This is a genomic window from Curvibacter lanceolatus ATCC 14669, from assembly GCF_000381265.1.
GTDB classification, from domain to species: Bacteria; Pseudomonadota; Gammaproteobacteria; order Burkholderiales; family Burkholderiaceae_C; genus Curvibacter; species Curvibacter lanceolatus.
In genome coordinates, this window is record NZ_KB906259.1 from 229,060 (window position 1) to 250,833 (window position 21,774).

24 protein-coding genes are annotated in these 21,774 nt (G+C 67.9%); 16 read left to right on the forward strand and 8 right to left on the reverse strand.

Translation table 11 applies throughout. From position 1 onward, the window contains the following. From F624_RS0114670 to F624_RS0114685, 4 genes are all read left to right on the forward strand, one after another. Complete coding sequence (locus F624_RS0114670) at positions 1-753, forward strand: LytR/AlgR family response regulator transcription factor (RefSeq protein ID WP_019575072.1); 753 nt, start codon at positions 1-3, stop codon at positions 751-753. Positions 754-959: 206 nt separating this feature from the next. Next, positions 960-1,967 carry a Bug family tripartite tricarboxylate transporter substrate binding protein gene (locus tag F624_RS0114675; RefSeq protein WP_019575073.1) on the forward strand — a complete coding sequence of 336 codons (1,008 nt, stop codon included), beginning with the start codon at positions 960-962 and terminating at the stop codon, positions 1,965-1,967. Positions 1,968-1,990: 23 nt separating this feature from the next. Next, positions 1,991-2,404 carry a cupin domain-containing protein gene (locus F624_RS0114680; RefSeq protein WP_019575074.1) on the forward strand — a complete coding sequence of 138 codons (414 nt, stop codon included), beginning with the start codon at positions 1,991-1,993 and terminating at the stop codon, positions 2,402-2,404. Beyond that, positions 2,401-3,564, forward strand: coding sequence for an acyl-CoA dehydrogenase family protein (locus F624_RS0114685; RefSeq protein ID WP_019575075.1), 1,164 nt, complete (start codon positions 2,401-2,403; stop codon positions 3,562-3,564). Before F624_RS0114680 ends, F624_RS0114685 begins: the two co-directional genes overlap by 4 nt. Before the next feature lie 27 nt (positions 3,565-3,591). On the opposite strand, the gene F624_RS0114690 is transcribed toward F624_RS0114685, so the two are convergent. Then, positions 3,592-4,611, reverse strand: a complete 1,020-nt coding sequence (locus F624_RS0114690) for a LysR family transcriptional regulator (RefSeq protein ID WP_019575076.1) — start codon at positions 4,609-4,611, stop codon at positions 3,592-3,594. A gap of 211 nt (positions 4,612-4,822) precedes the next feature. Between F624_RS0114690 and F624_RS0114695 the strand changes: the two genes are divergently transcribed. From F624_RS0114695 to F624_RS0114725, 7 genes are all read left to right on the forward strand, one after another. Beyond that, positions 4,823-6,193 (forward strand): MFS transporter, encoded by a 1,371-nt coding sequence (locus F624_RS0114695; RefSeq protein WP_019575077.1) that lies wholly within the window; start codon positions 4,823-4,825, stop codon positions 6,191-6,193. A 44-nt stretch (positions 6,194-6,237) separates the two neighbouring features. Further along, entirely contained in the window at positions 6,238-7,266 is a 1,029-nt protein-coding gene (locus F624_RS0114700) for an amidohydrolase family protein (protein WP_019575078.1), read from the forward strand. 28 nt (positions 7,267-7,294) lie between these two features. Beyond that, complete coding sequence (gene ligK / locus F624_RS0114705) at positions 7,295-7,978, forward strand: 4-carboxy-4-hydroxy-2-oxoadipate aldolase/oxaloacetate decarboxylase (protein ID WP_019575079.1); 684 nt, start codon at positions 7,295-7,297, stop codon at positions 7,976-7,978. A gap of 64 nt (positions 7,979-8,042) precedes the next feature. Beyond that, on the forward strand, positions 8,043-8,975 hold the full coding sequence (locus F624_RS0114710; protein WP_019575080.1) for an amidohydrolase family protein: 933 nt from the start codon (positions 8,043-8,045) through the stop codon (positions 8,973-8,975). Between the two features lie 102 nt (positions 8,976-9,077). Further along, on the forward strand, positions 9,078-9,515 hold the full coding sequence (gene ligA / locus F624_RS0114715) for a protocatechuate 4,5-dioxygenase subunit alpha (RefSeq protein ID WP_019575081.1): 438 nt from the start codon (positions 9,078-9,080) through the stop codon (positions 9,513-9,515). Position 9,516: 1 nt separating this feature from the next. Continuing rightward, complete coding sequence (locus F624_RS0114720) at positions 9,517-10,389, forward strand: class III extradiol dioxygenase subunit beta (protein ID WP_019575082.1); 873 nt, start codon at positions 9,517-9,519, stop codon at positions 10,387-10,389. Beyond that, on the forward strand, positions 10,386-11,348 hold the full coding sequence (locus F624_RS0114725) for a Gfo/Idh/MocA family oxidoreductase (RefSeq protein ID WP_019575083.1): 963 nt from the start codon (positions 10,386-10,388) through the stop codon (positions 11,346-11,348). The genes F624_RS0114720 and F624_RS0114725 overlap by 4 nt, the downstream gene beginning before the upstream one ends. 78 nt (positions 11,349-11,426) lie before the next feature. Here the strand turns inward: F624_RS0114725 and F624_RS0114730 are convergent, their stop codons facing one another. Beyond that, on the reverse strand, positions 11,427-11,711 hold the full coding sequence (locus F624_RS0114730) for a type II toxin-antitoxin system RelE/ParE family toxin (protein WP_019575084.1): 285 nt from the start codon (positions 11,709-11,711) through the stop codon (positions 11,427-11,429). After that, on the reverse strand, positions 11,708-11,965 hold the full coding sequence (locus F624_RS32540; protein ID WP_019575085.1) for a hypothetical protein: 258 nt from the start codon (positions 11,963-11,965) through the stop codon (positions 11,708-11,710). The genes F624_RS0114730 and F624_RS32540 overlap by 4 nt, the downstream gene beginning before the upstream one ends. Positions 11,966-12,057: 92 nt before the next feature. Between F624_RS32540 and F624_RS0114740 the strand changes: the two genes are divergently transcribed. Continuing rightward, positions 12,058-13,062: an aldo/keto reductase gene (locus F624_RS0114740; RefSeq protein ID WP_019575086.1), complete on the forward strand. Its 1,005-nt coding sequence runs from the start codon at positions 12,058-12,060 to the stop codon at positions 13,060-13,062. Continuing rightward, complete coding sequence (locus tag F624_RS0114745; RefSeq protein ID WP_019575087.1) at positions 13,059-14,048, forward strand: Bug family tripartite tricarboxylate transporter substrate binding protein; 990 nt, start codon at positions 13,059-13,061, stop codon at positions 14,046-14,048. Before F624_RS0114740 ends, F624_RS0114745 begins: the two co-directional genes overlap by 4 nt. Positions 14,049-14,052: 4 nt before the next feature. Here F624_RS0114745 and F624_RS0114750 read toward each other — a convergent pair whose 3' ends face one another. The 4 genes from F624_RS0114750 to F624_RS0114765 form a co-directional block, all read right to left on the reverse strand. Continuing rightward, complete coding sequence (locus tag F624_RS0114750; protein ID WP_019575088.1) at positions 14,053-15,516, reverse strand: flavin-containing monooxygenase; 1,464 nt, start codon at positions 15,514-15,516, stop codon at positions 14,053-14,055. Between the two features lie 151 nt (positions 15,517-15,667). Beyond that, a complete protein-coding gene (locus F624_RS0114755; protein WP_019575089.1) occupies positions 15,668-16,933 on the reverse strand; it encodes an NAD(P)/FAD-dependent oxidoreductase in 1,266 nt (421 codons plus the stop codon). Beyond that, the gene (locus F624_RS0114760; RefSeq protein ID WP_019575090.1) at positions 16,930-17,253 is read right to left on the reverse strand and encodes a 2Fe-2S iron-sulfur cluster-binding protein; all 324 of its coding nucleotides are present in this window, start codon (positions 17,251-17,253) and stop codon (positions 16,930-16,932) included. Before F624_RS0114760 ends, F624_RS0114755 begins: the two co-directional genes overlap by 4 nt. Before the next feature lie 16 nt (positions 17,254-17,269). Continuing rightward, the gene (locus tag F624_RS0114765; protein ID WP_019575091.1) at positions 17,270-18,448 is read right to left on the reverse strand and encodes a cytochrome P450; all 1,179 of its coding nucleotides are present in this window, start codon (positions 18,446-18,448) and stop codon (positions 17,270-17,272) included. 114 nt (positions 18,449-18,562) lie between these two features. On the opposite strand from F624_RS0114765, the gene F624_RS0114770 reads away from it, so the two are divergent. Beyond that, positions 18,563-19,531, forward strand: coding sequence for a helix-turn-helix domain-containing protein (locus F624_RS0114770; protein ID WP_019575092.1), 969 nt, complete (start codon positions 18,563-18,565; stop codon positions 19,529-19,531). On the opposite strand, the gene F624_RS0114775 is transcribed toward F624_RS0114770, so the two are convergent. Further along, the gene (locus F624_RS0114775) at positions 19,498-20,424 is read right to left on the reverse strand and encodes a LysR family transcriptional regulator (RefSeq protein WP_031255072.1); all 927 of its coding nucleotides are present in this window, start codon (positions 20,422-20,424) and stop codon (positions 19,498-19,500) included. The genes F624_RS0114770 and F624_RS0114775 overlap by 34 nt on opposite strands. 86 nt (positions 20,425-20,510) lie before the next feature. Between F624_RS0114775 and F624_RS0114780 the strand changes: the two genes are divergently transcribed. Together F624_RS0114780 and F624_RS0114785 are read left to right on the forward strand one after the other, a co-directional pair. Next, entirely contained in the window at positions 20,511-20,879 is a 369-nt protein-coding gene (locus tag F624_RS0114780; RefSeq protein ID WP_019575094.1) for a protocatechuate 4,5-dioxygenase subunit alpha, read from the forward strand. 44 nt (positions 20,880-20,923) lie between these two features. After that, positions 20,924-21,760 carry a class III extradiol dioxygenase family protein gene (locus tag F624_RS0114785; RefSeq protein WP_027476736.1) on the forward strand — a complete coding sequence of 279 codons (837 nt, stop codon included), beginning with the start codon at positions 20,924-20,926 and terminating at the stop codon, positions 21,758-21,760. The last annotated feature ends 14 nt before the right edge of the window (positions 21,761-21,774 follow it).

The window sequence follows — 21,774 nt, forward strand, 5'->3', positions numbered from 1 at the left end:
ATGGAGCTTCACCTTCTGATCGTTGACGACGAAGCATTGGCACGCTCCCGTCTGCGAACGCTGCTGAGCGACCTGCACGCAGCTCACCCCTTCACGGTCCAAGAGGCCACCAACGCCGTCACAGCCATGTCGGTGCTCGATCGCGAGCCCATCGATGTGGTCCTGCTGGACATCCACATGCCCGGCACCGACGGCCTGGGCCTGGCCAACCACCTGCGCACCCTGAGGCGCCCGCCGGTGGTGATCTTCATCACGGCCTATGCCGAGCATGCGGTGCAGGCCTTCGACCTCGATGCGGTCGACTACCTCACCAAGCCCGTGCGCGCCGACCGCCTGAGCGAGGCCCTGCAGAAGGCAGAGCGCCGCCTGCAGACCCAGCGCAGCCAGCCGCAGCCCGACAACAACCCCTCCGAGCACCTGATCATCCAGGACCGCGGCCGCACCGAGCGGGTCCCCCTGGCCGAGGTGCTGTACTTCAAGGCCGAGCTCAAGTACGTGACCGTGCGCACGGCCGTGCGCAGCTACATCCTCGATGGCTCGCTGAGCGACCTCGAAACCCGCTACCCCAACCGTTTCATGCGCATCCACCGCAATGCGCTGGTGGCCCGCCAGGCGGTGCGCGCGCTTGAGAAGCACTACGACAGCGAAGAAGGCGATGGCTGGGCCGTGCGTCTGCAAGGCCTCGATGAGCGCCTGTCGGTGTCGCGCCGCCAGCTGACCTCGGTGCGCGAGGCGATTGCCGCCAGCCGCTGAGCTGAGCCGCCCACCCAGTCCTGGCCCCGCACCGGGCGGGCCACCCAACCCGGCCCCAGCGCCGGGTCAGGCTCCGGCCCCGGGGCCGCGATTCACAAAAGCAATCGCCGACGCGCTTTTTTGAATTGGACCTGGGCGCCAGTGCACTCCAAGATGGGCCTCCGGCAGCCGGCACAGACCGGGCGCCACCCCTTGGAGACAACACCATGAACCGCTTGCATGCCTGCACGGCACTGCTGGCCCTGGCCCTGGGCGCCCCGCTGGCCGCCCGGGCCCAGGGCCTGCCCTCACCCGCCACCGCACCGGGCACTGCGCCAGGCAGCTACCCCAACGGCCCCATCACCCTGGTCGTGCCCTTTGCGGCCGGCAGCGGCACCGACTCGGTGGCCCGCGCCATCGGACAGAAGCTGGGCGAACGCCTGCGCCAGCCGGTGCTGATCGACAACCGCCCCGGCGCCAGCGCCCAATTGGGTGCGCAGTACGTGGCCAAGGCCAAGCCCGACGGCTACACGCTGTTCATGACCACCAACACCTCGCACTCGGCCAACCCCAGCCTGTTTGCGCAACTGCGCTACGACCCCATCAAGGACTTCACCCCCGTGGCCGGTGTGGGCGAGCTGCCGTTTGCCCTGGCGGTCCACCCTTCGGTGCCGGCCCGCACCTTGAGCGAGTTCATCGCCTATGCCAAGGCCCGCCCCGGCCAGCTCAGCTACGCCACGCCCAACAGCACCTCGCTGGTGGCCAGTGAAACCCTCAAGCGCATCGCCGGCCTGGACATCGTGGGCGTGCCCTACAAATCCAGCCCACAGGCCATGACCGACCTGGTGGGCGGCCAGGTGCAGATGTACGTGGCCGACCTGGGCTCGGGCATGAGCATGCTCAAGAGCGACAAGGTGCGCACCCTGGGCATCACCACGGCCGAGGCCTCGCGCCTGCTGCCCGGCGTGCCCCCGATCGGCAAGACGGTGCCGGGCTTTGACCTGACCTCGTGGAACGGCGTCTTCGGCCCCGCCGGCCTGCCGCCGCCGGTGGTGGAGCGGCTCAACCGCGACATCAACGCCGTGCTGGCCGACACCGATGTGCAAGACAAGCTGGCCCAGATCGGCTTTCAGGTGTGGCCGGGCGCCACGCCCGAGGCCTTTGCCCAGTACGTGGCCGAGCAACTGCGGCACTGGGGGCAGTTGATCCGCCAGGCCGGCATCCGCCCCGAATGAGCTCTGCCCCTTGAAAGAACACCATGTCTCAAGCCCCCCGATATGACTACTGCGTGCGCGCCGGCAGCGTGCCCAGCTACCAGCCGGCCAACCACGCCCACACCCACAACCAGCGCCTGATCGGCCCCGACAATGTGGGCGCACGCCACCTGGAGGTGGTGCTGGGCACCCTGGCCCCGGACGGCGGCGCCCTGCCCCACGCCCACCCGGGCATGGAGCAGGCCTGCTACCTGCTCGAAGGCACGGCCCACGTCGAAGTGGCCGGCCAGTCGTTCGAACTGGGGCCGGGCGACGCCTGCTTTTTTCCGCAAGACGAGATGCATGTGTTCCAGGTCACCAGCGCCAACCCGGTGAAGCTGCTGGTGATCTACAGCCCCCCCTACGGCGAGAACCCCGAGCGCGTGCGCCGCGCCAACCCGGCCGGAGGTGCCGCATGAATTTCGGCTGGACCGAGCAACAGCAGCAGATCCGCGACGCGGTCGAGCGCGTGTGCGCGCCCTTTGACGCCGACTACTGGTTGCGCCACGACCGCGAGGGCGGCTTTCCGGGCGACTTCCACCAGGCCCTGGCCGAGGCCGGCTGGCTGGGCATCGCCATGCCCGAGGCCTATGGCGGCGCCGGCCTGGGCATCAGCGAGGCCGCCTTGATGATGCACACCATCGCCGCCACCGGCGCCGGCCTGTCGGGCGCCTCGGCCGTGCACATGAACATCTTCGGCCTGCACCCCGTGGTGGTGTTTGGCAACGAGGCGCAAAAACAGCGCTGGCTGCCGCCCCTGATCGCGGGCCGCGACAAGGCCTGCTTTGGCGTGACCGAACCCAACACCGGCCTCAACACCCTCAAGCTCAAGACCCGCGCCGTGCGCCAGGGCGACCACTATGTGGTGACCGGCCAGAAGGTGTGGATCTCGACCGCCCAGGTGGCCAACAAGATCCTGCTGCTGGCCCGCACCACCCCGGTCGAGGAATGCCGTGGCACCGAAGGCCTGAGCCTGTTCTACACCGACCTGGACCGCAGCACCGTGGAGGTGCGCGAGATCGAAAAAATGGGCCGCAAGGCGGTCGACTCGAACCAGGTCTTCATCGACGGCCTGCGCATCCCGGTGGAAGACCGCGTGGGCGAGGAAGGCCAGGGCTTCAGCTACATCCTGCACGGCCTGAACCCCGAACGCATCCTGATCGCCGCCGAGGCCGTGGGCCTGGGCCGCGCCGCCCTGGCACGCGGCGCGCTGTACGCCCAGGAGCGCGTGGTGTTCGACCGCCCCATCGGCATGAACCAGGGCATCCAGCACCCGCTGGCCAAGTCATGGATGGAGCTGGAGGCCGCCCACCTGATGGTGCACAAGGCCGCCTGGCTGTACGACCAGCACCAGCCCTGCGGTGCCGAGGCCAACAGCGCCAAATACCTGGCCGCCGAAGCCTGCTACCACGCCTGCGAAAACGCCATCCTGACCCACGGCGGCATGGGCTATGCCAAGGAATACCACGTGGAGCGCTACCTGCGCGAAGCCTGGATCCCCCGCCTGGCCCCAGTCAGCCCGCAGCTGATCCTGTGCTTCATTGCAGAGAAAGTGCTGGGGCTGCCGAAGTCGTATTGAGGGGGGCCTACCCTTCTTGGCCCGGCCTCAGCGTCGGCGCGAAGGGCGTTGCCCGGCGGGCTCGCTCGGGGTGGGTGGCGTGGGTGGCGCAGTAGCCAGCACGGGCGGCGGCGCCTCACGGTCTTCCCCGGCAGCATGGCCCGCCACCGCCTGCTGCACCACCTCGCGGATCAGGGCCAGGGCGCGCTTGTGGGTTTCGGTGGAGGGGCGGCGCGAGGACCACACCAAGTTCAGCTCGCTCATGATGCGCGGCGAGTGGATGCCGTGCAGCACAAAGGGCGTGGCGTTGCTGAAGCTGCTCAGGGTGTAGGCCGGCAGCACGGCGTGGCCCAGGCCTTCGCGCACCAGGTTGAGGATGGCGTTCAGGCCGTCCACCTCCAGCGTGACCTGGGGCTTGAGGCCGAAGCGGGCCATTTCGGCGTCGATCAGGATGCGGAACACATTGGGCCGGCTGGGCAGGATCAGCGGCAGGGCCGCCACCTCGCGCAGGCTCAGCGTGGCGGGCAGGGGCGTGTCCTGGCGCAGGGGGTGGTCGCGGGCGGCGATCAGCACCAGTTGCTCTTCGTGCAGCGTGCTCATCTCCAGATCGGGCGAGCGCACCGGGTTGTACAGCACCGCCATGTCGAGGTTGCCCACGCGCAGGCCCTCGTACATCTGCACCGAAAAGCCTTCGGTGAGGGTGAGCCGCGCCTGCGGCAGGTGCTGCATGAAGGCGCGTGCCAGCGGCACGGTGATCAGGCGCGACAGGCTGGGCGGCAGGCCCACCGACACCCGGCCGGCCAGGGCGCCGCGGGCGCTGCCCATCTCCTCGCGCGCCACCTCCACCTGGTGCAGGATGCCGCGGCCATGCTCCAGCAGCAGCTTGCCGCTTTCGGTCAGCTTGACGCCGCGCCCATTGCGGTCGAGCAGGTTCTGGCGCAACTCCACCTCCAGCATGCGCACCTGGCGACTGAGCGCGGGCTGGGCGATGTTGAGGGCGATCGAGGCGCGGGTGAAGCTGCCCAGTTCGGCCACACGAACGAAGTATTCGAGCTGTTTGAGGTCCATGACGCGTGATTTTGAATACCTTTCGTCGAACTATATCAATTCGATATACCAGCTAGTGTGGGGGGCCGCTGGCAAGGCCGGCCGGCCCTGTCGAGAATCAGCGCCAACACAAACTGCGCGCCCGAGCGGACCCCTACCCGCCACAGAGCCCGCGCCAGCCCGATTCAGCGAGGGAGGGAAGCAACCCCGATGGATCACCCAGAGACAAGCCATGAAACCCAATGCCTCGGACGTCAACGTCCAGACCCTGCTCAATGAGCACCCGTTCTCACCCTTCCAATGGGTGATCTTTGCGCTGTGCTTTTTCATCGTGCTGCTGGACGGTTTTGACACCGCCGCCATCGGCTACATCGCGCCCTCGCTGATCAAGGAATGGGGCGTCAGCAAGCCCGCCCTGGCACCGGTGCTGAGCGCCGCCCTGTTTGGCCTGGCGGCCGGCGCCCTGCTGGCGGGCCCGCTGGCCGACCGGCTGGGCCGCAAGACGGTGCTGGTGGGCTCGGTGCTGATCTTTGCCGTGGCCTGCCTGGCCTCGGGCTTTGCCCCCGACCTGACCACACTGAGCGCGCTGCGCTTTGTGACCGGCCTGGGCCTGGGTGCCGCCATGCCCAATGCCGTGACCCTGATGAGCGAATACTGCCCGGACGGCCGGCGTGCCACCCTGACCAACGCCATGTTCTGCGGCTTTCCGCTGGGCGCGGCCTTCGGCGGCTTTCTGGCGGCCTGGATGATCCCGAACTTCGGCTGGCGCAGCGTGCTGATCCTGGGCGGCGCCGTGCCCCTGGTGCTGGTGCTGCTGCTGGTGGTGCTGCTGCCCGAGTCGGTGCGCTACATGGTGGCCAATGGCCAGCCGGTGGAGCGCATCCGCGCCGTGCTGGCCCGCATTGCCGGCCCCGCCGTGCTGAAGGCCAAGCGCTTTGTGCTGACCGAGACGGCGGCCCACTCCGACGCCAAGAGCGGCATCGGTGTGGTGCTGTCGGCCCCGTACCGCGTGGGCTCGCTGATGCTGTGGCTGGCCTATTTCATGGGCCTGGTGATCTTCTATGCCCTGATCAACTGGATGCCCGTGCTGTTCAAGGACGCCGGCATCGACCCCAAGACCGGCACGCTGATCGCGGCCCTGTTCCCGCTGGGGGGTGTGGGCGCCGTGTTCTTTGGCTGGCTGATGGACCGCTTCAATGCCAACCGCATCATTGCCACCGGCTATGCGCTCACCGCCGTCTCGATCTGGGCCATCGGCCAGGCCGCGGGCCAGGTGGGCTGGCTGGTGGTGGTGGTGTTCATCGCCGGCACCATCATGAACACCGCGCAATCTTCGATGCCGGCCCTGGCCGCGGCTTACTACCCGACGCGGGGCCGCGCCACCGGCGTGGCCTGGATGCTGGGCATCGGCCGCTTTGGCGGCATTGCCGGCTCCTTCCTGGTGGCCGAGTTGTCGGCGCGCCAGCTGAGCTTTGGTGACATCTTTGCGGTGGTGGCCATCCCCGGCATCATTGCCACCGCGGCCCTGATGCTGAAAGAATTCAAGCGCCCCAAGGGGGGCGATGACAGCAGCGCCCGCCTCGTGCCGGTGGCTGCGCACTGAGCTTTCTGAACCCCTTCTGTTTTCGACCCTCTGGAGAATCCCCGATGATCATCGACGTTCACGGCCACTACACCACCGCCCCGGCCGCCCTGGGCGCCTGGCGCGACCTGCAGATCGCCGCCCTGAAAGACCCCAGCAAGGCGCCCAAGGCCTCCGAGCTGAAGATCAGCGACGACGAGCTGCGCGAGTCCATCGAGACCAACCAGCTCAAGCTGATGAAAGAGCGCGGCAGCGACCTGACCATCTTCAGCCCGCGCGCCAGCTTCATGGCGCACCACATCGGCGACTTCGAGACCTCGTCCACCTGGGCCGCCATCTGCAACGAGCTGTGCTTCCGCGTGAGCGAGCTGTTCCCCGACCACTTCATCCCGGCCGCCATGCTGCCGCAGTCGCCCGGCGTCGACCCGGCCACCTGCATCCCCGAACTGGTCAAGTGCGTGGAGCAGTACGGCAACGTGGGCATCAACCTGAACCCCGACCCTTCGGGCGGCCATTGGACCAGCCCGCCGCTGTCGGACCGCCACTGGTACCCCATCTATGAAAAGATGGTCGAGTACGACATCCCGGCGATGATCCACGTGAGCACCAGCTGCAACAGCTGCTTTCACACCACCGGCGCCCACTACCTGAACGCCGACACCACGGCCTTCATGCAATGCCTGACCAGCGACCTGTTCAAGGACTTCCCCACCCTGAAGTTCCTGATCCCGCACGGCGGCGGCGCGGTGCCCTACCACTGGGGCCGTTTCCGGGGCCTGGCACAAGAGCTGAAGAAGCCCCTGCTGAAGGACCACCTGCTCAACAACATCTTCTTTGACACCTGCGTGTACCACCAGCCGGGCATCGACCTGCTGACCAAGGTGATCCCGGTGGACAACATCCTGTTTGCCAGCGAGATGATCGGCGCCGTGCGTGGCATCGACCCCGAAACCGGCCACTACTACGACGACACCAAGCGCTACGTGGCCGCCACGCCCAACCTGAGCGACGAAGACCGCTACAAGGTCTATGAAGGCAACGCACGCCGCGTCTTCCCGCGCCTGGACAAGGCCCTCCAGGCCAAGGGCCTGTAACCCCATTCAACGAACCGGAGCCCCCACCATGTACGAACTCGGAGTCGTTTACCGCAACATCACCCGCGCCGACCGCGCGGCCGCCGACGGCCTGGCCGCCCTGGGCTCGGCCACCGTGCACGAAGCCATGGGCCGCGTCGGCCTGCTCAAGCCCTACATGCGCCCCATCTATGCGGGCCAGAAGGTGTCGGGCACCGCTGTCACCGTGCTGTTGCAGCCCGGCGACAACTGGATGATGCACGTGGCCGCCGAGCAGATCCAGCCCGGCGACATCGTGGTGGCGGCGGTCACCGCCGAATGCACCGACGGCTATTTTGGCGACCTGCTGGCCACCAGCTTCCAGGCCCGTGGCGCCCGCGCCCTGATCATCGATGCCGGCGTGCGCGACGTGGCCACGCTGCAGGAGATGAACTTCCCGGTCTGGAGCAAGGCCATCAGCAGCAAGGGCACCATCAAGGCCACCCTGGGCTCGGTGAACATCCCCGTGGTGTGCGCCGGCATGCTGGTCACCCCGGGTGACGTGATCGTGGCCGACGACGACGGCGTGGTCTGCGTGCCCGCCGCCCGCGCCCAGGCCACCCTGGAGGCCGCCATCAAGCGCGAATCGTTCGAAGGCGAAAAGCGCGCCAAGCTGGCCTCGGGCGTGCTGGGCCTGGACATGTACAAGATGCGCGAGCCGCTGGCCGCCGCCGGCTTGAAGTACATCGACTGATGCGCCCCCCGGCGGCCCCGCTGCGGGCCGCCTCTTTGGCAACACCACCCCCACAGAGATTGACATGAGCAAACCCACCACAGGTGATTTCACCAAGACCTCCGGCTGGCTGGACTGGTACGAAGGCCCGGCCAAGCCGGCTTTCAAGCTGCCGGCCGGCGCGGTTGACGCGCACTGCCACGTGTTCGGCCCGGGGGCCGAGTTTCCCTACGCCCCCGAACGCAAATACACCCCCTGCGACGCCAGCAAGCAACAGCTGTACGCGCTGCGCGACCACCTGGGCTTTGCCCGCAACGTGGTGGTGCAGGCCACCTGCCACGGCGCCGACAACCGCGCCATGGTCGATGCCTGCCTGTCCAGCGGCGGCAAGGCCCGCGGCGTGGCCACCGTCAAGCGCTCGGTCACCGACGAAGAGCTGCAGGCCCTGCACGCCGCCGGCGTGCGCGGTGTGCGCTTCAACTTCGTCAAGCGCCTGGTCGACTTCACGCCCAAGGACGAGCTGCTGGAGATCGCCAACCGCATCGGCAAGCTGGGCTGGCATGTGGTGATCTACTTCGAGGCGGTGGACCTGCCAGAGCTGTGGGATTTCTTCACCGCCCTGCCCACCACCGTGGTGGTCGATCACATGGGCCGCCCCGATGTGAGCAAGCCCATCGACGGCCCCGAGTTCCAGCTGTTCCTGAAGTTCATGCGCGAGCACACCAACGTGTGGAGCAAGGTGAGCTGCCCCGAGCGCCTGAGCGTGAGCGGCCCCAAGGCCCTGAACGGCGAGCAGAACGCCTACACCGACGTGATCCCCTTCGCCCGTGCCGTGGTGCAGGAGTTCCCGGACCGCGTGCTGTGGGGCACCGACTGGCCGCACCCCAACCTGAAGGACCACATGCCCGACGATGGCCTGCTGGTCGACTTCATCCCGCACATCGCACCGACCGCCGAGCTGCAGCAAAAGCTGCTGGTGGACAACCCCATGCGTCTCTACTGGCCAGAAGAACAATGACCCCCACGCTCCACCGCTGCGCGGGTCGCTGCCCCCCCGGGGGGCGCAAATCGCCTTGGGGCGGCCCGGCGGCGATTTCGACCGTCAAATTGGAAAAATGAAATGGCACTCGACAAACCCTACCTGGACGTGCCCGGCACGACCATCTTCGACGCCGAGCAATCGCGCAAGGGCTACTGGCTCAACCAGTTCTGCATGAGCCTGATGAAGGCCGAGAACCGGGCACGCTTCAAGGCTGATGAGCGTGCCTACCTCGACGAGTGGCCGATGACCGAAGAGCAGAAGCAGGGCGTGCTCACGCGCGACCTGAACCGCTGCATGGCCGCGGGCGGCAACATCTACTTTCTGGCCAAGATCGGCGCCACCGATGGCAAGAGCTTCCAGCAGATGGCAGGCTCGATGACCGGCATGACCGAAGAGGAATACCGCAACATGATGATCAGCGGCGGCCGCTCCGTCGAGGGCAACCGCTTCATCGGCGAAGACGGCGACGCCCAGGCGCATCGACAACCCCAGGGCAGCGCCCACAAGAAAGCCTGACATGGCCAAGATCACCGCTTCCGTATTCACCTCGCACGTGCCGGCCATCGGCGCGGCCATCGACCTCGGCAAGACCGAAGAGGCCTATTGGCAACCGCTGTTCAAGGGCTATGAGTTCTCCAAGCAATGGATGAAGGACAACCAGCCTGATGTGGTGTTTCTGGTCTACAACGACCACGCCACGGCCTTCAGCCTGGAGATGATCCCCACCTTTGCCATCGGCACCGCAGCCGAGTTCCAGCCCGCCGACGAGGGCTGGGGCCCGCGCCCCGTGCCCAAGGTGATCGGCCACCCCGACCTGGCCAGCCACATCGCGCAAAGCGTGATCCAGGACGACTTCGACCTCACCATCGTCAACAAGATGGACGTGGACCACGGCCTGACCGTGCCACTGTCGCTGATGTGCGGCCAGCCCCCCGCAGACGCGTTCTCTTGGCCCTGCCCCGTGATCCCCTTCGCCGTCAACGTGGTGCAGTACCCCGTGCCCTCGGGCCGGCGCTGCTACAACCTGGGCAAGGCCATCCGCAAGGCGGTCGACAGCTTCGATGAAAACCTCAACGTGCACATCTGGGGCACCGGCGGCATGAGCCACCAGCTGCAAGGCCCGCGCGCCGGCCTGATCAACAAGGAATGGGACAACGCCTTCCTGGATCAGCTGATCGCCGACCCCGAAGCCCTGTCGCACAAGCCCCATGTCGACTACGTGCGCGAAGCCGGCTCGGAAGGCATCGAACTGGTGATGTGGCTGATCGCCCGCGGCGCCATGGACGACGTCAACGGCAAAGGCCCGGCGCCCAAGGTGACGCACCGCTTCTACCACGTCCCTGCATCCAACACGGCCGTCGGCCACCTGATTCTGGAGAACCAAGCATGAGCAACAAAACCATCAAAGTCGCCCTGGCAGGCGCCGGTGCCTTTGGCATCAAGCACCTGGATGGCATCAAGAACATCGACGGCGTCGAAGTGGTGTCGCTGATCAGCCGCGACCTCGAAAAAACCCGTGAAGTGGCCGCCAAGTACGGCATCGGCCACGTCACCACCGACCTGGCCGACAGCCTGGCCCTGCCCGAAGTCGACGCCGTGATCCTGTGCACCCCCACCCAGATGCACGCCTCGCAAAGCCTGGCCTGCCTGAAGGCCGGCAAGCACGTGCAAGTCGAGATCCCGCTGGCCGACAGCTGGAAAGACGCGCAAGAAGTGGTGGACCTGGCCAAGAGCAGCGGCCTGGTGGCCATGTGCGGCCACACGCGCCGCTTCAACCCCAGCCACCAGTACGTGCACAAGAAGATCCAGGCCGGCGAGTTCAACATCCAGCAGATGGATGTGCAGACCTACTTCTTCCGCCGCACCAACATGAACGCGCTGGGCCAGGCGCGCAGCTGGACCGACCACCTGCTGTGGCACCACGCTGCCCACACCGTGGACCTGTTCGCCTACCAGTGCGGCAGCCCCATCGTGAAGGCCAACGCCATCCAGGGCCCGATCCACCCGACCCTGGGCATCGCCATGGACATGTCGATCCAGCTCAAGGCGGCCAACGGCGCCATCTGCACGCTGAGCCTGTCGTTCAACAACGACGGCCCGCTGGGCACCTTCTTCCGCTACATCGGCGACAGCGCCACCTACATCGCGCGCTACGACGACCTGGTCAATGGCAAGGAAGAAAAGATCGACGTGTCGAAGGTGGACGTGTCCATGAACGGCATCGAACTGCAAGACCGCGAGTTCTTCGCAGCCATCCGCGAAGGCCGCGAGCCCAACTCGAGCGTGGCCCAGGTGCTGCCCTGCTACCAGGTGCTGCACGATCTGGAGCAGCAACTGAACGCGGGCTGATGAAGCCGTGGTGGCCGGGGTGCGGCGCGCCCTGGTCACCACCCGAATGCCTGCCGGCCTCACAGGCGGCCTGGCGCATCAGGGCGGCCACTGTTGCGAACCGTGCAGCAGACGGAGCATTTCCAGCCGCTGTCGGGCTTCGTGATACCGATAGACAAGCACAAAGGGGGTCTTGCTGATCACCAGTTCCCGGGTTCCCGGCACCCGGCCGGGACGCCCCATCAACGGGTGTTGCAACAACAGCTGGATCTGCCCCTCCAGGTGGTCACCCTGCTTCAGGGCGGCATGGGGATTGCGCTGAGCGATATAGTCCAATTGTGCCTGCCGGTCTTGCACCGCTCTGGGCAGCCAGAAGATCCTCATCCGGAATTTCCAGGATGCTCCAGCCTCTCAGATTCGGTCATCGCCAAGCCTGGCTTGGCCGCAATGGCAGCCCGCTGCAGGGCCCAGTCGGCCTGTGCCTGCTCCTGGGTGAGCCATTCCGTTGCAGGATCGTCAGCCAAGTCGAGGGCCTGCTTGACTTGCTGCTGAAACCATTTTTCGTGAGCTTGCGCAGGCAGACCGTCAGCATCGGCCACAGACACTGGCGCCAAAGGCTTGGGAGTCGAAGTGTTCATGGCATGAGTCTCCTGGCAAAGAAATCATTGTATTGACGCACTCTCCCCATGGGGGATGCAAGGCCAAATCGGCTTTCTGAAAGGATTTTTTGATGACCACCCGCTCCATCGGCCCCTTCCAGGTCAGCCCCATCGGCCTGGGCTGCATGAACCTCAGTCACGCCTACGGCCAGCCGCCCGCCTTTGAAGACGCCGAACGCCTGCTGCTGCGCGCACTCGACCTGGGCGTGACCCTGTTCGACACCGCCGCGCTGTACGGCTTTGGCGCCAACGAAACCCTGGTCGGCCAGGTGCTGGCCAAGCACCGCAGCCGGTTCATCCTGGCCAGCAAGTGCGGCATGCAGGGGGTGCAGTTCCCTGAGGGCATGAAGCGCGTCATCGATGGCCGCCCCGAGACCCTGCGCGCCAGCTGCGAGGCCAGCCTGAAGCGCCTGCAGACCGATGTGATCGACCTGTACTACCTGCACCGCTGGGACAAGCAGGTGCCCATCGAAGACTCGGTGGGCGCGCTGGCCGATCTGGTGCGCGCCGGCAAGGTGCGCGCCATCGGCCTGAGCGAGGTCTCGGCCAGCACCCTGCTCAAGGCCCATGCGGTGCACCCGATCAGCGCCGTGCAGACCGAGTACTCGCTGTGGACCCGCAACCCCGAGATCGCCGTGCTGCAGGCCTGCAGCGACATCGGCGCCGCCTTTGTGGCCTTCAGCCCCGTGGCGCGCGGCTACCTGACCGGCAAGGTGCGCGATGTGGCCGCTTTTGACGCCAAGGACATCCGCCGCGCCATGCCGCGCTTTGCCCCCGACAACTACGCGGCCAATCTGGCCCTGCTCGACGGCGTGGCCGAGGTGGCGCAGGCCGCCGGCTGCACCCTGGCACAGCTGGCCCTGGCCTGGCTGCTGCAGCGCGGCGAGCACATCATCCCCATCCCGGGCACCACCCGCATCGACCACCTGGAAGAAGACCTGGGCGCCCTGCAGGTCACGCTGAGCCCGGCCCAGATGGCACGCCTGGACGAGCTGATCAACCGCCACACCGTGAAGGGCCCGCGCTACAACGCCGGCAACCAGGTCGAGATCGACACCGAAGAGTTCACGGCATGAGGGCCGACCGCCGCCGGGGCCTGCAACACCTGGCCGCCCTGCCGGCCCTGGCCCTGCTGGGCGCCACCGGCGCGCGTGCCGAGGGCGCGGCCTTTCCGCAGCGCCCCATCACGCTGCTGGTGCCCTTTGGTGCCGGGGGCGTGGCCGACCTCACGGCGCGCATCGTGGGCCAGGCCATGGGCACACTGCTCAAGCAGCCCGTGGTGATCGACAACCGCCCGGGCGCCGGCGGCGTGGTGGCCACCAACCTGGTGGTGAATGCACCGGCCGACGGCCACACCCTGCTGCTGATGAGCAACGCCAGCGCGGTCAGCGTGCACCTGTTCAAGAAGCTGCCCTACGACGTGACGCGCCAGCTCAGCCCCATCAGCACGCTGGGCTTTTTTGACCTGGCGCTGGCGGTGCCGGCCAACTCGCGTTTCAAGAACCTGGCCGATCTGCTGGCCTACGCCCGGGCCCAGCCCGGGCGCCTGACCCTGGGCAGCATCGCGCCCGGCAGCACCCAGCACCTGGCGGCCGAGCTGTTCAAGTGGCGCGCCGGCATCGAGGCCACGGTGGTGCCCTACAAGGGCTCGCCCGCGCTGATCAATGCGCTGCGCGCCGGCGAGGTGGACGTGGGCTTCGAGATCCTCAGCCCCCTGCTGCCCCAGGTGAGCGGCCAGGCGCTGCGCCTGCTGGCCGTCACCGGCCCCAAGCGCTTTGCCGGCCTGCCCCAGGTGCCCACGGTCAAGGAGCAGGGCCTGGCCAACTACGAGGTGGACAGCTGGAACGCCCTGGCCGCCCCCGCGGGCACACCGGCCAGCACCGTGGCCCGCATTGCCTGGGCGGCCCGTGAAGCCGTCGCCCAGCCCGAGGTGCAGGACGGCCTGCGCAAGCTGGGCGTCACCCCCCAGGCCGGCACACCGGCCGAACTGGCCCAGTTGCTGGGCCAGGAAATCACGCACTGGGGCGAGGTGGTGCGCAAGGCGGGGATCACACCGGAGTGAGGGCTCAGCGGTAGACCAGCGCCTCGTCCTGCAGCGACGCCCCGGGCAGGATGACACGCTCCTCGGCATACTCCAGGCCGTGCCGCCACGGGTGGCGATCCCCCTGGCCGAACAGGGTGGCCTGCGCGCGCATGACATAACCCGCGTTGAAGTTGTCGGCCTCGCTCCAGGGCCGGCGTGGCATGCCGGCGTCGGCATCGGGCACGGTGGGGACCACCATGGCATGGCCCTGCTCGCGCAGGTGGGCCAGCAGGCGGCACACCCAGTCGCACACCAGGTCGGCGCGCAGCGTCCAACTGGAGCGGAAGTAGCCCTGGGTGTAGGCCATGTTGGGCACCCCTTCGATCATCAGGCCGCGGTAGGTGACGCGCTCGCGCCAATCCACCGGCACCCCGTCGACCTCGAAGTGGATGCCCCCGAACAACTTGAGATTGAAGCCGGTCGCGGTGACGATGATGTCGGCATCCAGGCGCTCACCACTGGCCAGCTCAATGCCTTGCGCATCGAAGCGCTCGATGGTGTCGGTGACCACCGAGGCCCGGCCCGTGCAGAGGGCCTGGAACAGATCCCCGTCGGGCACCTTGGCAATGCGTTGCTGCCAGGGTCGGTAACGCGGGCTGAAGTGCCGATCCAGGTCGTAACCCTCGGGCAGCCGCGCCCGCACATCGTCGAGCAGCAGGGCACGCAAGGCCTCGGGCTGCTCAAACGACAGCCGAATCACCTCGTCCGATCGGGCCACGAAGGCCCGGCGCATGATCTCGTGAAACCAGTCATCGGGCAGATGGAGCGGGCGCAGCTGAGCCGCCAGCGGATGCTCCCAGGGCTCGGCCGAGAAGAACGTGGGTGAGCGCTGCAGCATCGTGACGTGGGCCGCCTCTTCGGCCAGACTCGGGATCAGTGTGGCGGCCGTGGCGCCCGAGCCAATGACCACCACGCGCCGGCCCTCGCAGGACAAATCCTGCGGCCAATGCTGGGGGTGCACCACCTGCCCCTGGAAGTCCTTGAGCGTGGGCCATTCCGGGGTGTGGCCCTGGTCGTGGTCGTAGTAGCCCGCACAGATCCAGAGAAAGGCGGTGGTGAAGGTCTGGCTTTCGCCGGCCCCATCGCGGCTGACGGTGAGCGTCCAGCGATGGGTGTCGGACGACCAAGCGGCCGACTGCACCTTGTGGCCGTAGCGAATGTGCGGGGCCAGGTCGTTCTCTGCGATCACCTCGTCCAGGTAGGCTCGGATCTCTTCGGCGCTTGCGATGGCGCGCCCTGTCCAGGGTTTGAAGCCATAGCCATAGGTGAAAAGGTCACTGTCGGAGCGAGCACCCGGGTAGCGGTGGGTCCACCAGGTGCCGCCAAAGCCAGGCATGGCCTCAAGAAGGCAGAAGGAACGGTCGGGGAAGCGTTGGCTCAGCTGACGGGCCGCGCCGAGGCCGGAGATGCCGGCGCCGATGATGAGAACGTCGAAGTCTTGCGTCATGAGCTAGGCCTCCTGGTTGGCTGACCAGGGTCATCCTAGGCTCCAGGTCAAAAACCACACTCACCCACGCGACAGAAGTCGGGTGTGGCTGGACGCGCCTGCAGCCTCCCCGCACAGGGGCCTGCAGGCGCAGGACGCCCTCAGCCCACCATTACCCCGCCAGCAGCCCCGCCAGGTTGAAGCCCAGATCCGCCGCCTGCTCGGGCGTGGGCGACACGCCCGCGTCGAGCAGCTTGCGCGCCGTCAGGTGATCCTTGGCGGCATTCACCGAATCCACCGCCACCAGGCGCCCGGCGCGGTACTGGAAGACCGAGAACGGGCCCTCGTCCAGGCTGCCGCGCAGCACCGCCTGGTCGGCGCCTTCGGACAGGCCGGCCATCTGCAGCTTGCGGTCGTACTGGTCAGACCAGAACCAGGGCGTGGCCGTGAAGGGCCGCTCCTGCCCCAGCAGGGCCGCCGCCGCCGACTTGCCCTGCTCGGAGGCGTTCTGCACCGACTCCAGGCGCAGCAGCCGGCCGTCCGGCAGGCGGCGCGCGGCACAATCGCCCGCCGCCACGATCAGCGGATCGGCCGTGCGCCCGCAGGCGTCCACCACAATGCCACGGTCCACCGCCAGGCCGGCCTCGCGGGCCAGCGCATCGTTGGGCTGCACGCCCACACCCAGCACCACCAGACCGCAAGGCAGCGCGCGGCCATCGGCCAGTTGCACGGCCCGGGCCTGGCCGTCTTGCACCACCAGACGCTCGATGGCGGCGCCCAGCTCCAGCGCCACCCCGTGGCTGCGGTGCAGTGCGGCATACCAGTCGGACAACTGCGGGCTCAGCACCCGGCCCAGCAGGCGCGGCGCGGCTTCAAGCACGGTCACGGCCACGCCCTTCTTGCGCGCCGTGGCCGCCACCTCCAGGCCGATGAAGCCGCCGCCGATCACCACCAGGGGCAGACCCTCGGCCTGGCAACGGGCCAGCCCGGCAGCGATGGCCACGGCGTCGTCGCGGCTGCGCAAGGTCAGCACGTTGGCGGCCTCGGCGCCGGGCAAGGGCAGGCGCCGCGGCGTGGCCCCGGTGGCCAGCACCAGGCCGGTGTAGGGCAGTGCGCTGCCATCGGCCAGCCGCACCTGCTGTGCCGCGCGGTCGATGGCCTGCACCGGGCTGCCGGTGCGCAGGGTGATCTGCTTGCGCGCCAGCATCTCGGGCGCGCGCATCAGCAACTGAGCCGCATCCACCTCGCCGGCCAGCCAGGCCTTGGACAGTGGCGGGCGGTGGTAAGGCGCATGCGGCTCGTCGCCCAGCAGGGTGATGGCGGCGCTGCTGCCGCCGCTGCGCAGGGCCTCGGCCGCCATCAGGCCGGCCTGGCCGGCCCCGATGATGACAATGTGCGCCCCGGGGTCTTGCGGGGCGGTGTCGGGCAGGCCGCTCATTCCTGCGTCTCGGGCAGGGTCAGGCTGCCGCCGGCCAGGGCCGGGCTGGCCTTGATCTGGCAGGCCAGGCGGCTGTTGGGGCGCCGCTCGGCGGACACGTTGTCCAGCATGTCGAGCTCGCTGGCGCTGGGCGCGGGCAGGGCCCCCATCAGCAGATCGTCCACGTAGCAGTGGCAGGTGGCACAGGCGCAGGAGCCGCCGCATTCGCCCAGAATGCCGTCGATGCCGTTGGCGATGGCGGCCTGCATCAGGCTCCAACCGTCGGGAACGTCCACGTCGGTGCGTTGGCCCGAGGCTTCGATGTAGGTGAGTGTGGTCATGGGTGGGGCTCCAGGTTCAGCGGGTGCTCAGGTCCAGCACCAGGGGGCTGCGGAAGGTGGACGACGGCATCCAGGCCAGTTGGTCCTGCATGCGGTGGTACTCGGGCACCACCTGGTGGAACTCCTCGAACGCGGTCTTGATGGCCAGGCGCGCGATCGCCGTGCCCAGGCAGGCATGCACGCCGCCGCCAAAGCCCAGGTGGCCGCGTGGCTTGCGTGTGATGTCGTAGGCATCGGGGTTGGGGTACTGGCGCTCGTCGCGGTTGCCCGACCCATAGGCCAGGCAGACGAAGTCGCCGGTCTTCATGGTCTGGCCGTGCAGGGTCACGTCCTTCATCAGGCGGCGGCGGAAGCGCTGGGCCGAGGTGTTGAAACGCAGCGACTCTTCGACGGCATCGGGCAGCAGGGCCGGGTTGGCCACCACGGCGCGGCGCGCCTCATCGAAGCTGGCCAGGTTGTAGGCAAACATCATCATGAAGCCGCCCAGCGATTCGACACCGGCCATGATCAGCGTGGTGGTGGTCAGCAACACCTCGCGCTCGTCCAGGCGGTCGCCGTCGATCTCGGCCATGGCGAAGTGGCTGATCAGGTCGTCGCGCGGCTCGGCGCGGCGCATGGCGATCACCTTGGAGGCGTACTCCTGCATCCAGTTGTAGGCCGCGATGTGCTCGGGGCCCTTGGTGCGGGTGCGGGCGTCGCTCTGCACCATCAGCACGGCGTTGTCGCGCACGGTCTGCTCGTCGACGATGGCCTCGTCGCCCATGGGCAGGCCCAGGGCCGCCATCAGTACCTTGACGGTGAACTGCGAGGACACCTCCTTGAAGTCAAAGCGCTCCACCCCGCGCAGCTGGCCGAACACCTGGCGCGCCACGGCACGGATGGGCTCGTCAAGCGCCAGCAGGTTGCGCTTCATGAAGGCATGCTGGATCAGGCCGCGCAGGCGGTCATGGCGCGGTGGATCGGAGCTGCCCAGGGTGGCGCCGGCGCGGCCGGGCAACTCGGTCATGAGGTTGCCGCTGGCCGAGGAATAGGTCTGCCAGTCCTGGCCCGCCGTCACGATGTCGGCGTAGCGCGACAGCACCCACATCTGGGCCTCGGGGCTCCAGAAGCAGGGGTGTTCGTCGCGCAGGATCTTGTAGTACGGAAAGGGATCGGCATCGATGGCCGGCGAATAGGGGTCGAAACTGAAGCTCATGTTGTCTCCTGGGGCACCCGCTGTGGGGCTGGGCTGAATTCTGTTTTGACCCAGGGCAAAGCGCAGTGGACGAAAGCCGGCCAATACTTGCACTTTTGACGCACCCTGCCTGACATGCCCCACTCGCCCCGATCCCCCCAGCCGGTGCGCCGCCGCTTCAACACCCTGCCCGCGTTTGCGCTCTATGGCGAAGCCGGCAGCCCCGGCGCAGCCTTGCTGCACATTGAATCCATCGAGTCGCGCAGCCGGCTGTACGACTGGGAGATCGATGCCCACGTGCATCAGGGTTTGCACCAGGTGCTGTGGCTGCGCTCGGGCTGGGCCGAGGTGGTCTTGGACGAAAGTCGCAGTCGCTGCGAGGGCCCCACGGCGGTGCTCATCCCCCCCGGCGTGGCGCACGCCTTCCGTTTCTCGTCCGACAGCGACGGCCATGTGCTGACCGTCAACGCCCACCTGCTGGCCGAGGGCGAAGCCGCCGGCATGGGCCAGGCGCTGCAGCAGTTGTTCGCCCGCCCGCGCACCCTGCCGCTGGAGGCGGGCTCACCCGACGTATCCCGCCTGCAGCCCCTGTTCGAGGCCCTGCACGCCGAAAACAGCGCCGACGACGCCGCCGAGGCGCCTGTGCCCCTGTGGCTGGCCCGGGCCGTGGTCTGGCGCCTGGCCCAACTGGGCCAGCGCGGCCAAGCCGAGGGTTCAGACGCCGGCCCGCCGGGCGACACCAGCCGCCCCTCGCGCCGCCAGGCCCTCTACACCCGCTGGGTGGTGCTGCTGGAGTCGCACTACCGCGAACACTGGCCGGTGTCGCGCTATGCCGAGCAACTGGGCCTGTCCACCGAACGGCTGAACCGCATGGTGGCGGCCGAAACCGGGCGCAACGCGCAAGAGCTGCTGCACGCCCGCCTGGCACGCGAGGCCTGCCGCCGGCTGGTGCACATCGCCGCGCCCGTGCAGCGCATCGCCTTCGACCTGGGCTTTGAAGACCCGGCCTACTTCTGCCGCTTCTTCAAGCGCCACACCGGCCAGTCGCCCCGCGCCTACCGCCAACAGGCTCAAGGTGGCGCAGGCGCCACGCCATCGGGTTGAACAGCGCGGGCCACGTCGTCCAGCGCATGGCGCAGCCACTGGTGCACCGGGTCGCTGTGGTGGCGCAGGTGCCACACCTGGTACATGGGCATGGGCGGTGTGACCAGGGGCACCGGGGCCATGGCCAGGCCCCGCAGGCTGTGGCGCGCCAGCAGCGAGGGCGCGGTGGCCAGCCAGTCGCTGCCGCGCAGCATCGAACCCAGCGCAGCCATGCCCGGCACGCTGGCCACGAAGCGGCGCTCCAGGCCCTGGGCCAGCATCCACTGGTCGATGTCCAGCGTGCGGCGCGGCTCGTACAGCACGGTCACGTGGTCGGCGCCCAGATAGGCCTCGCGGCTGGCCGGGGCGGCCCGCTGGCCGGGGTCGTAGAACACGGCGTAGCGGTCTTCGAACAGGCGTTTTTGCAGGATGTCCGAGCCCTCGGGCGGGCGCGGCGTGATGATCAGCTGGCACACCTCATCGCGCAGCAAGGCCGGGCCGGGTGCGCCCGACTTGATCACCCGCAGGGTGACGCCCGGGGCCTGCTCGCGCAGGCGGCGCAGCAGGGGCGGCAGCAGCAGGTCGCGCTGCAGGTCGTTGGCCGCGATGGTGAAACAGGTGTTGAGCCGGGCCGGCTCAAAGCCGGCGGCCACGCTGAAGGCCTCCAGTTCATCGAGCAGGTGGCGGGCCCGCTGCGCCAGCAGGCCCGCCTGGGCCGTGGCCACGATGCCGCGCCCCGACTTGACGAACAGCGGATCGCCCACGATGGCGCGCAGCCGGTCCAGGCCGTGGCTGACCGCCGACTGGGTCAGGCCCAGGCGCTGGGCGGCACCGGTCACGCTGCCAGCCTCCTGCACCGTGACCAGCAGTTGCAGCAGGCGGGCGTCCAGACTCAACCAATCAAATTTATTCATGAGATGTATGAGTATCCATCTGTTTATCTTTGGCAATGGCCCCGGAATACTCCGCCCCTGACACAGATCAACCGCAGGAGACCCCGATGACCGCCACCAAGCCCCAGATCCCGGGCACCACCTTGTTCGACGGCGACCAGGCCCAGAAAGGCTATGCCCTGAACAAGATGTGCTTCTCGTTCAACAGCGCCGACCAGCGCAACGCCTTCAAGGCCGACGAAGCCGCCTACATGGCCGCCTACGGCCTGAACGAGGAACAGGCCCGGGCCATCCGTGAACGCGACGTGCTGGGCCTGCTGGCGGCCGGCGGCAATGTGTACTACCTCGCCAAGTTCGCCGGCATCCTGGGCCTGGATGTGCAAGACCTGGGCGCTGCCCAGACCGGCATGAGCAAGGACGCCTTCAAGGCCATGCTGCTGGCGCAGAACCAGCAACCCGACACCCTGGCCGCCTGAGCCGCCCCCCACAAGCACGATAACGACGACAACGGAGAAACAAAATGGCAAAGATTGTTGGTGGCATGACCACTTCCCACGTGCCCGCGATCGGCGGCGCCATGGCCAAGGGCATTCAGAACGAGCCCTACTGGAAGCCCTTTTTTGACGGCTTTCTGCCGGTGCGCCAGTGGCTGGACGACGTCAAGCCCGACATCGCGGTGGTGTTCTACAACGACCACGGCCTGAACTTCTTCCTCGACAAGATGCCCACCTTCGCGGTCGGGGCCGCGCCGCAGTACAACAACGCCGACGAAGGCTGGGGCATCCCCACGCTGCCGCCCTTCAAGGGGGTGCCCGACCTGTCGTGGCACATCATCAACCACCTGGTCGAGCAGGAGTTCGACATCACCACCTGCCAGGAAATGCTGGTGGACCACGCCTTCACCCTGCCGCTGAAACTGTTCTGGCCCGAGGGCGAGTGCCCGGTGCTGACGGTGCCGATCTGCATCAACACCGTGCAGTTCCCCCTGCCGAGTGCCAAGCGCTGCCTGGCCCTGGGCAAGGCGGTGGGCCAGGCCATCGCCAGCTGGGACAGCGACAAGAAGGTGGTGGTGATCGGCACCGGTGGCCTGAGCCACCAGCTCGACGGCGAGCGCGCCGGCTTCATCAACAAGCCCTTCGACCTGAAGTTCATGGACAGCCTGTTCAACGACCCCGAATGGGCCACCCAGTTCAGCATCCCCGAACTGGTCGAGAAGACCGGCACCCAGGGCGTGGAGTTGCTGATGTGGCTGGCCACCCGCGCCGCCGTGCCGGGCCAGGTGCGCAAGGTGCACACCAACTACCACATCCCGATCTCCAACACCGCGGCCGGCACCATGGCCTTTGCGGCCGCGTAAAGCTCGCCAACCTG

Coding starts and splice junctions, on each gene's coding strand:
- F624_RS0114670 (WP_019575072.1), top strand. CDS start 1: ATGGAGCTTCACCTTCTGATCGTTGACGACGAAGCATTGGCACGCTCC.
- F624_RS0114675 (WP_019575073.1), top strand. CDS start 960: ATGAACCGCTTGCATGCCTGCACGGCACTGCTGGCCCTGGCCCTGGGC.
- F624_RS0114680 (WP_019575074.1), top strand. CDS start 1,991: ATGTCTCAAGCCCCCCGATATGACTACTGCGTGCGCGCCGGCAGCGTG.
- F624_RS0114685 (WP_019575075.1), top strand. CDS start 2,401: ATGAATTTCGGCTGGACCGAGCAACAGCAGCAGATCCGCGACGCGGTC.
- F624_RS0114690 (WP_019575076.1), bottom strand. CDS start 4,611: ATGGACCTCAAACAGCTCGAATACTTCGTTCGTGTGGCCGAACTGGGC.
- F624_RS0114695 (WP_019575077.1), top strand. CDS start 4,823: ATGAAACCCAATGCCTCGGACGTCAACGTCCAGACCCTGCTCAATGAG.
- F624_RS0114700 (WP_019575078.1), top strand. CDS start 6,238: ATGATCATCGACGTTCACGGCCACTACACCACCGCCCCGGCCGCCCTG.
- ligK (WP_019575079.1), top strand. CDS start 7,295: ATGTACGAACTCGGAGTCGTTTACCGCAACATCACCCGCGCCGACCGC.
- F624_RS0114710 (WP_019575080.1), top strand. CDS start 8,043: ATGAGCAAACCCACCACAGGTGATTTCACCAAGACCTCCGGCTGGCTG.
- ligA (WP_019575081.1), top strand. CDS start 9,078: ATGGCACTCGACAAACCCTACCTGGACGTGCCCGGCACGACCATCTTC.
- F624_RS0114720 (WP_019575082.1), top strand. CDS start 9,517: ATGGCCAAGATCACCGCTTCCGTATTCACCTCGCACGTGCCGGCCATC.
- F624_RS0114725 (WP_019575083.1), top strand. CDS start 10,386: ATGAGCAACAAAACCATCAAAGTCGCCCTGGCAGGCGCCGGTGCCTTT.
- F624_RS0114730 (WP_019575084.1), bottom strand. CDS start 11,711: ATGAGGATCTTCTGGCTGCCCAGAGCGGTGCAAGACCGGCAGGCACAA.
- F624_RS32540 (WP_019575085.1), bottom strand. CDS start 11,965: ATGAACACTTCGACTCCCAAGCCTTTGGCGCCAGTGTCTGTGGCCGAT.
- F624_RS0114740 (WP_019575086.1), top strand. CDS start 12,058: ATGACCACCCGCTCCATCGGCCCCTTCCAGGTCAGCCCCATCGGCCTG.
- F624_RS0114745 (WP_019575087.1), top strand. CDS start 13,059: ATGAGGGCCGACCGCCGCCGGGGCCTGCAACACCTGGCCGCCCTGCCG.
- F624_RS0114750 (WP_019575088.1), bottom strand. CDS start 15,516: ATGACGCAAGACTTCGACGTTCTCATCATCGGCGCCGGCATCTCCGGC.
- F624_RS0114755 (WP_019575089.1), bottom strand. CDS start 16,933: ATGAGCGGCCTGCCCGACACCGCCCCGCAAGACCCCGGGGCGCACATT.
- F624_RS0114760 (WP_019575090.1), bottom strand. CDS start 17,253: ATGACCACACTCACCTACATCGAAGCCTCGGGCCAACGCACCGACGTG.
- F624_RS0114765 (WP_019575091.1), bottom strand. CDS start 18,448: ATGAGCTTCAGTTTCGACCCCTATTCGCCGGCCATCGATGCCGATCCC.
- F624_RS0114770 (WP_019575092.1), top strand. CDS start 18,563: ATGCCCCACTCGCCCCGATCCCCCCAGCCGGTGCGCCGCCGCTTCAAC.
- F624_RS0114775 (WP_031255072.1), bottom strand. CDS start 20,424: ATGAATAAATTTGATTGGTTGAGTCTGGACGCCCGCCTGCTGCAACTG.
- F624_RS0114780 (WP_019575094.1), top strand. CDS start 20,511: ATGACCGCCACCAAGCCCCAGATCCCGGGCACCACCTTGTTCGACGGC.
- F624_RS0114785 (WP_027476736.1), top strand. CDS start 20,924: ATGGCAAAGATTGTTGGTGGCATGACCACTTCCCACGTGCCCGCGATC.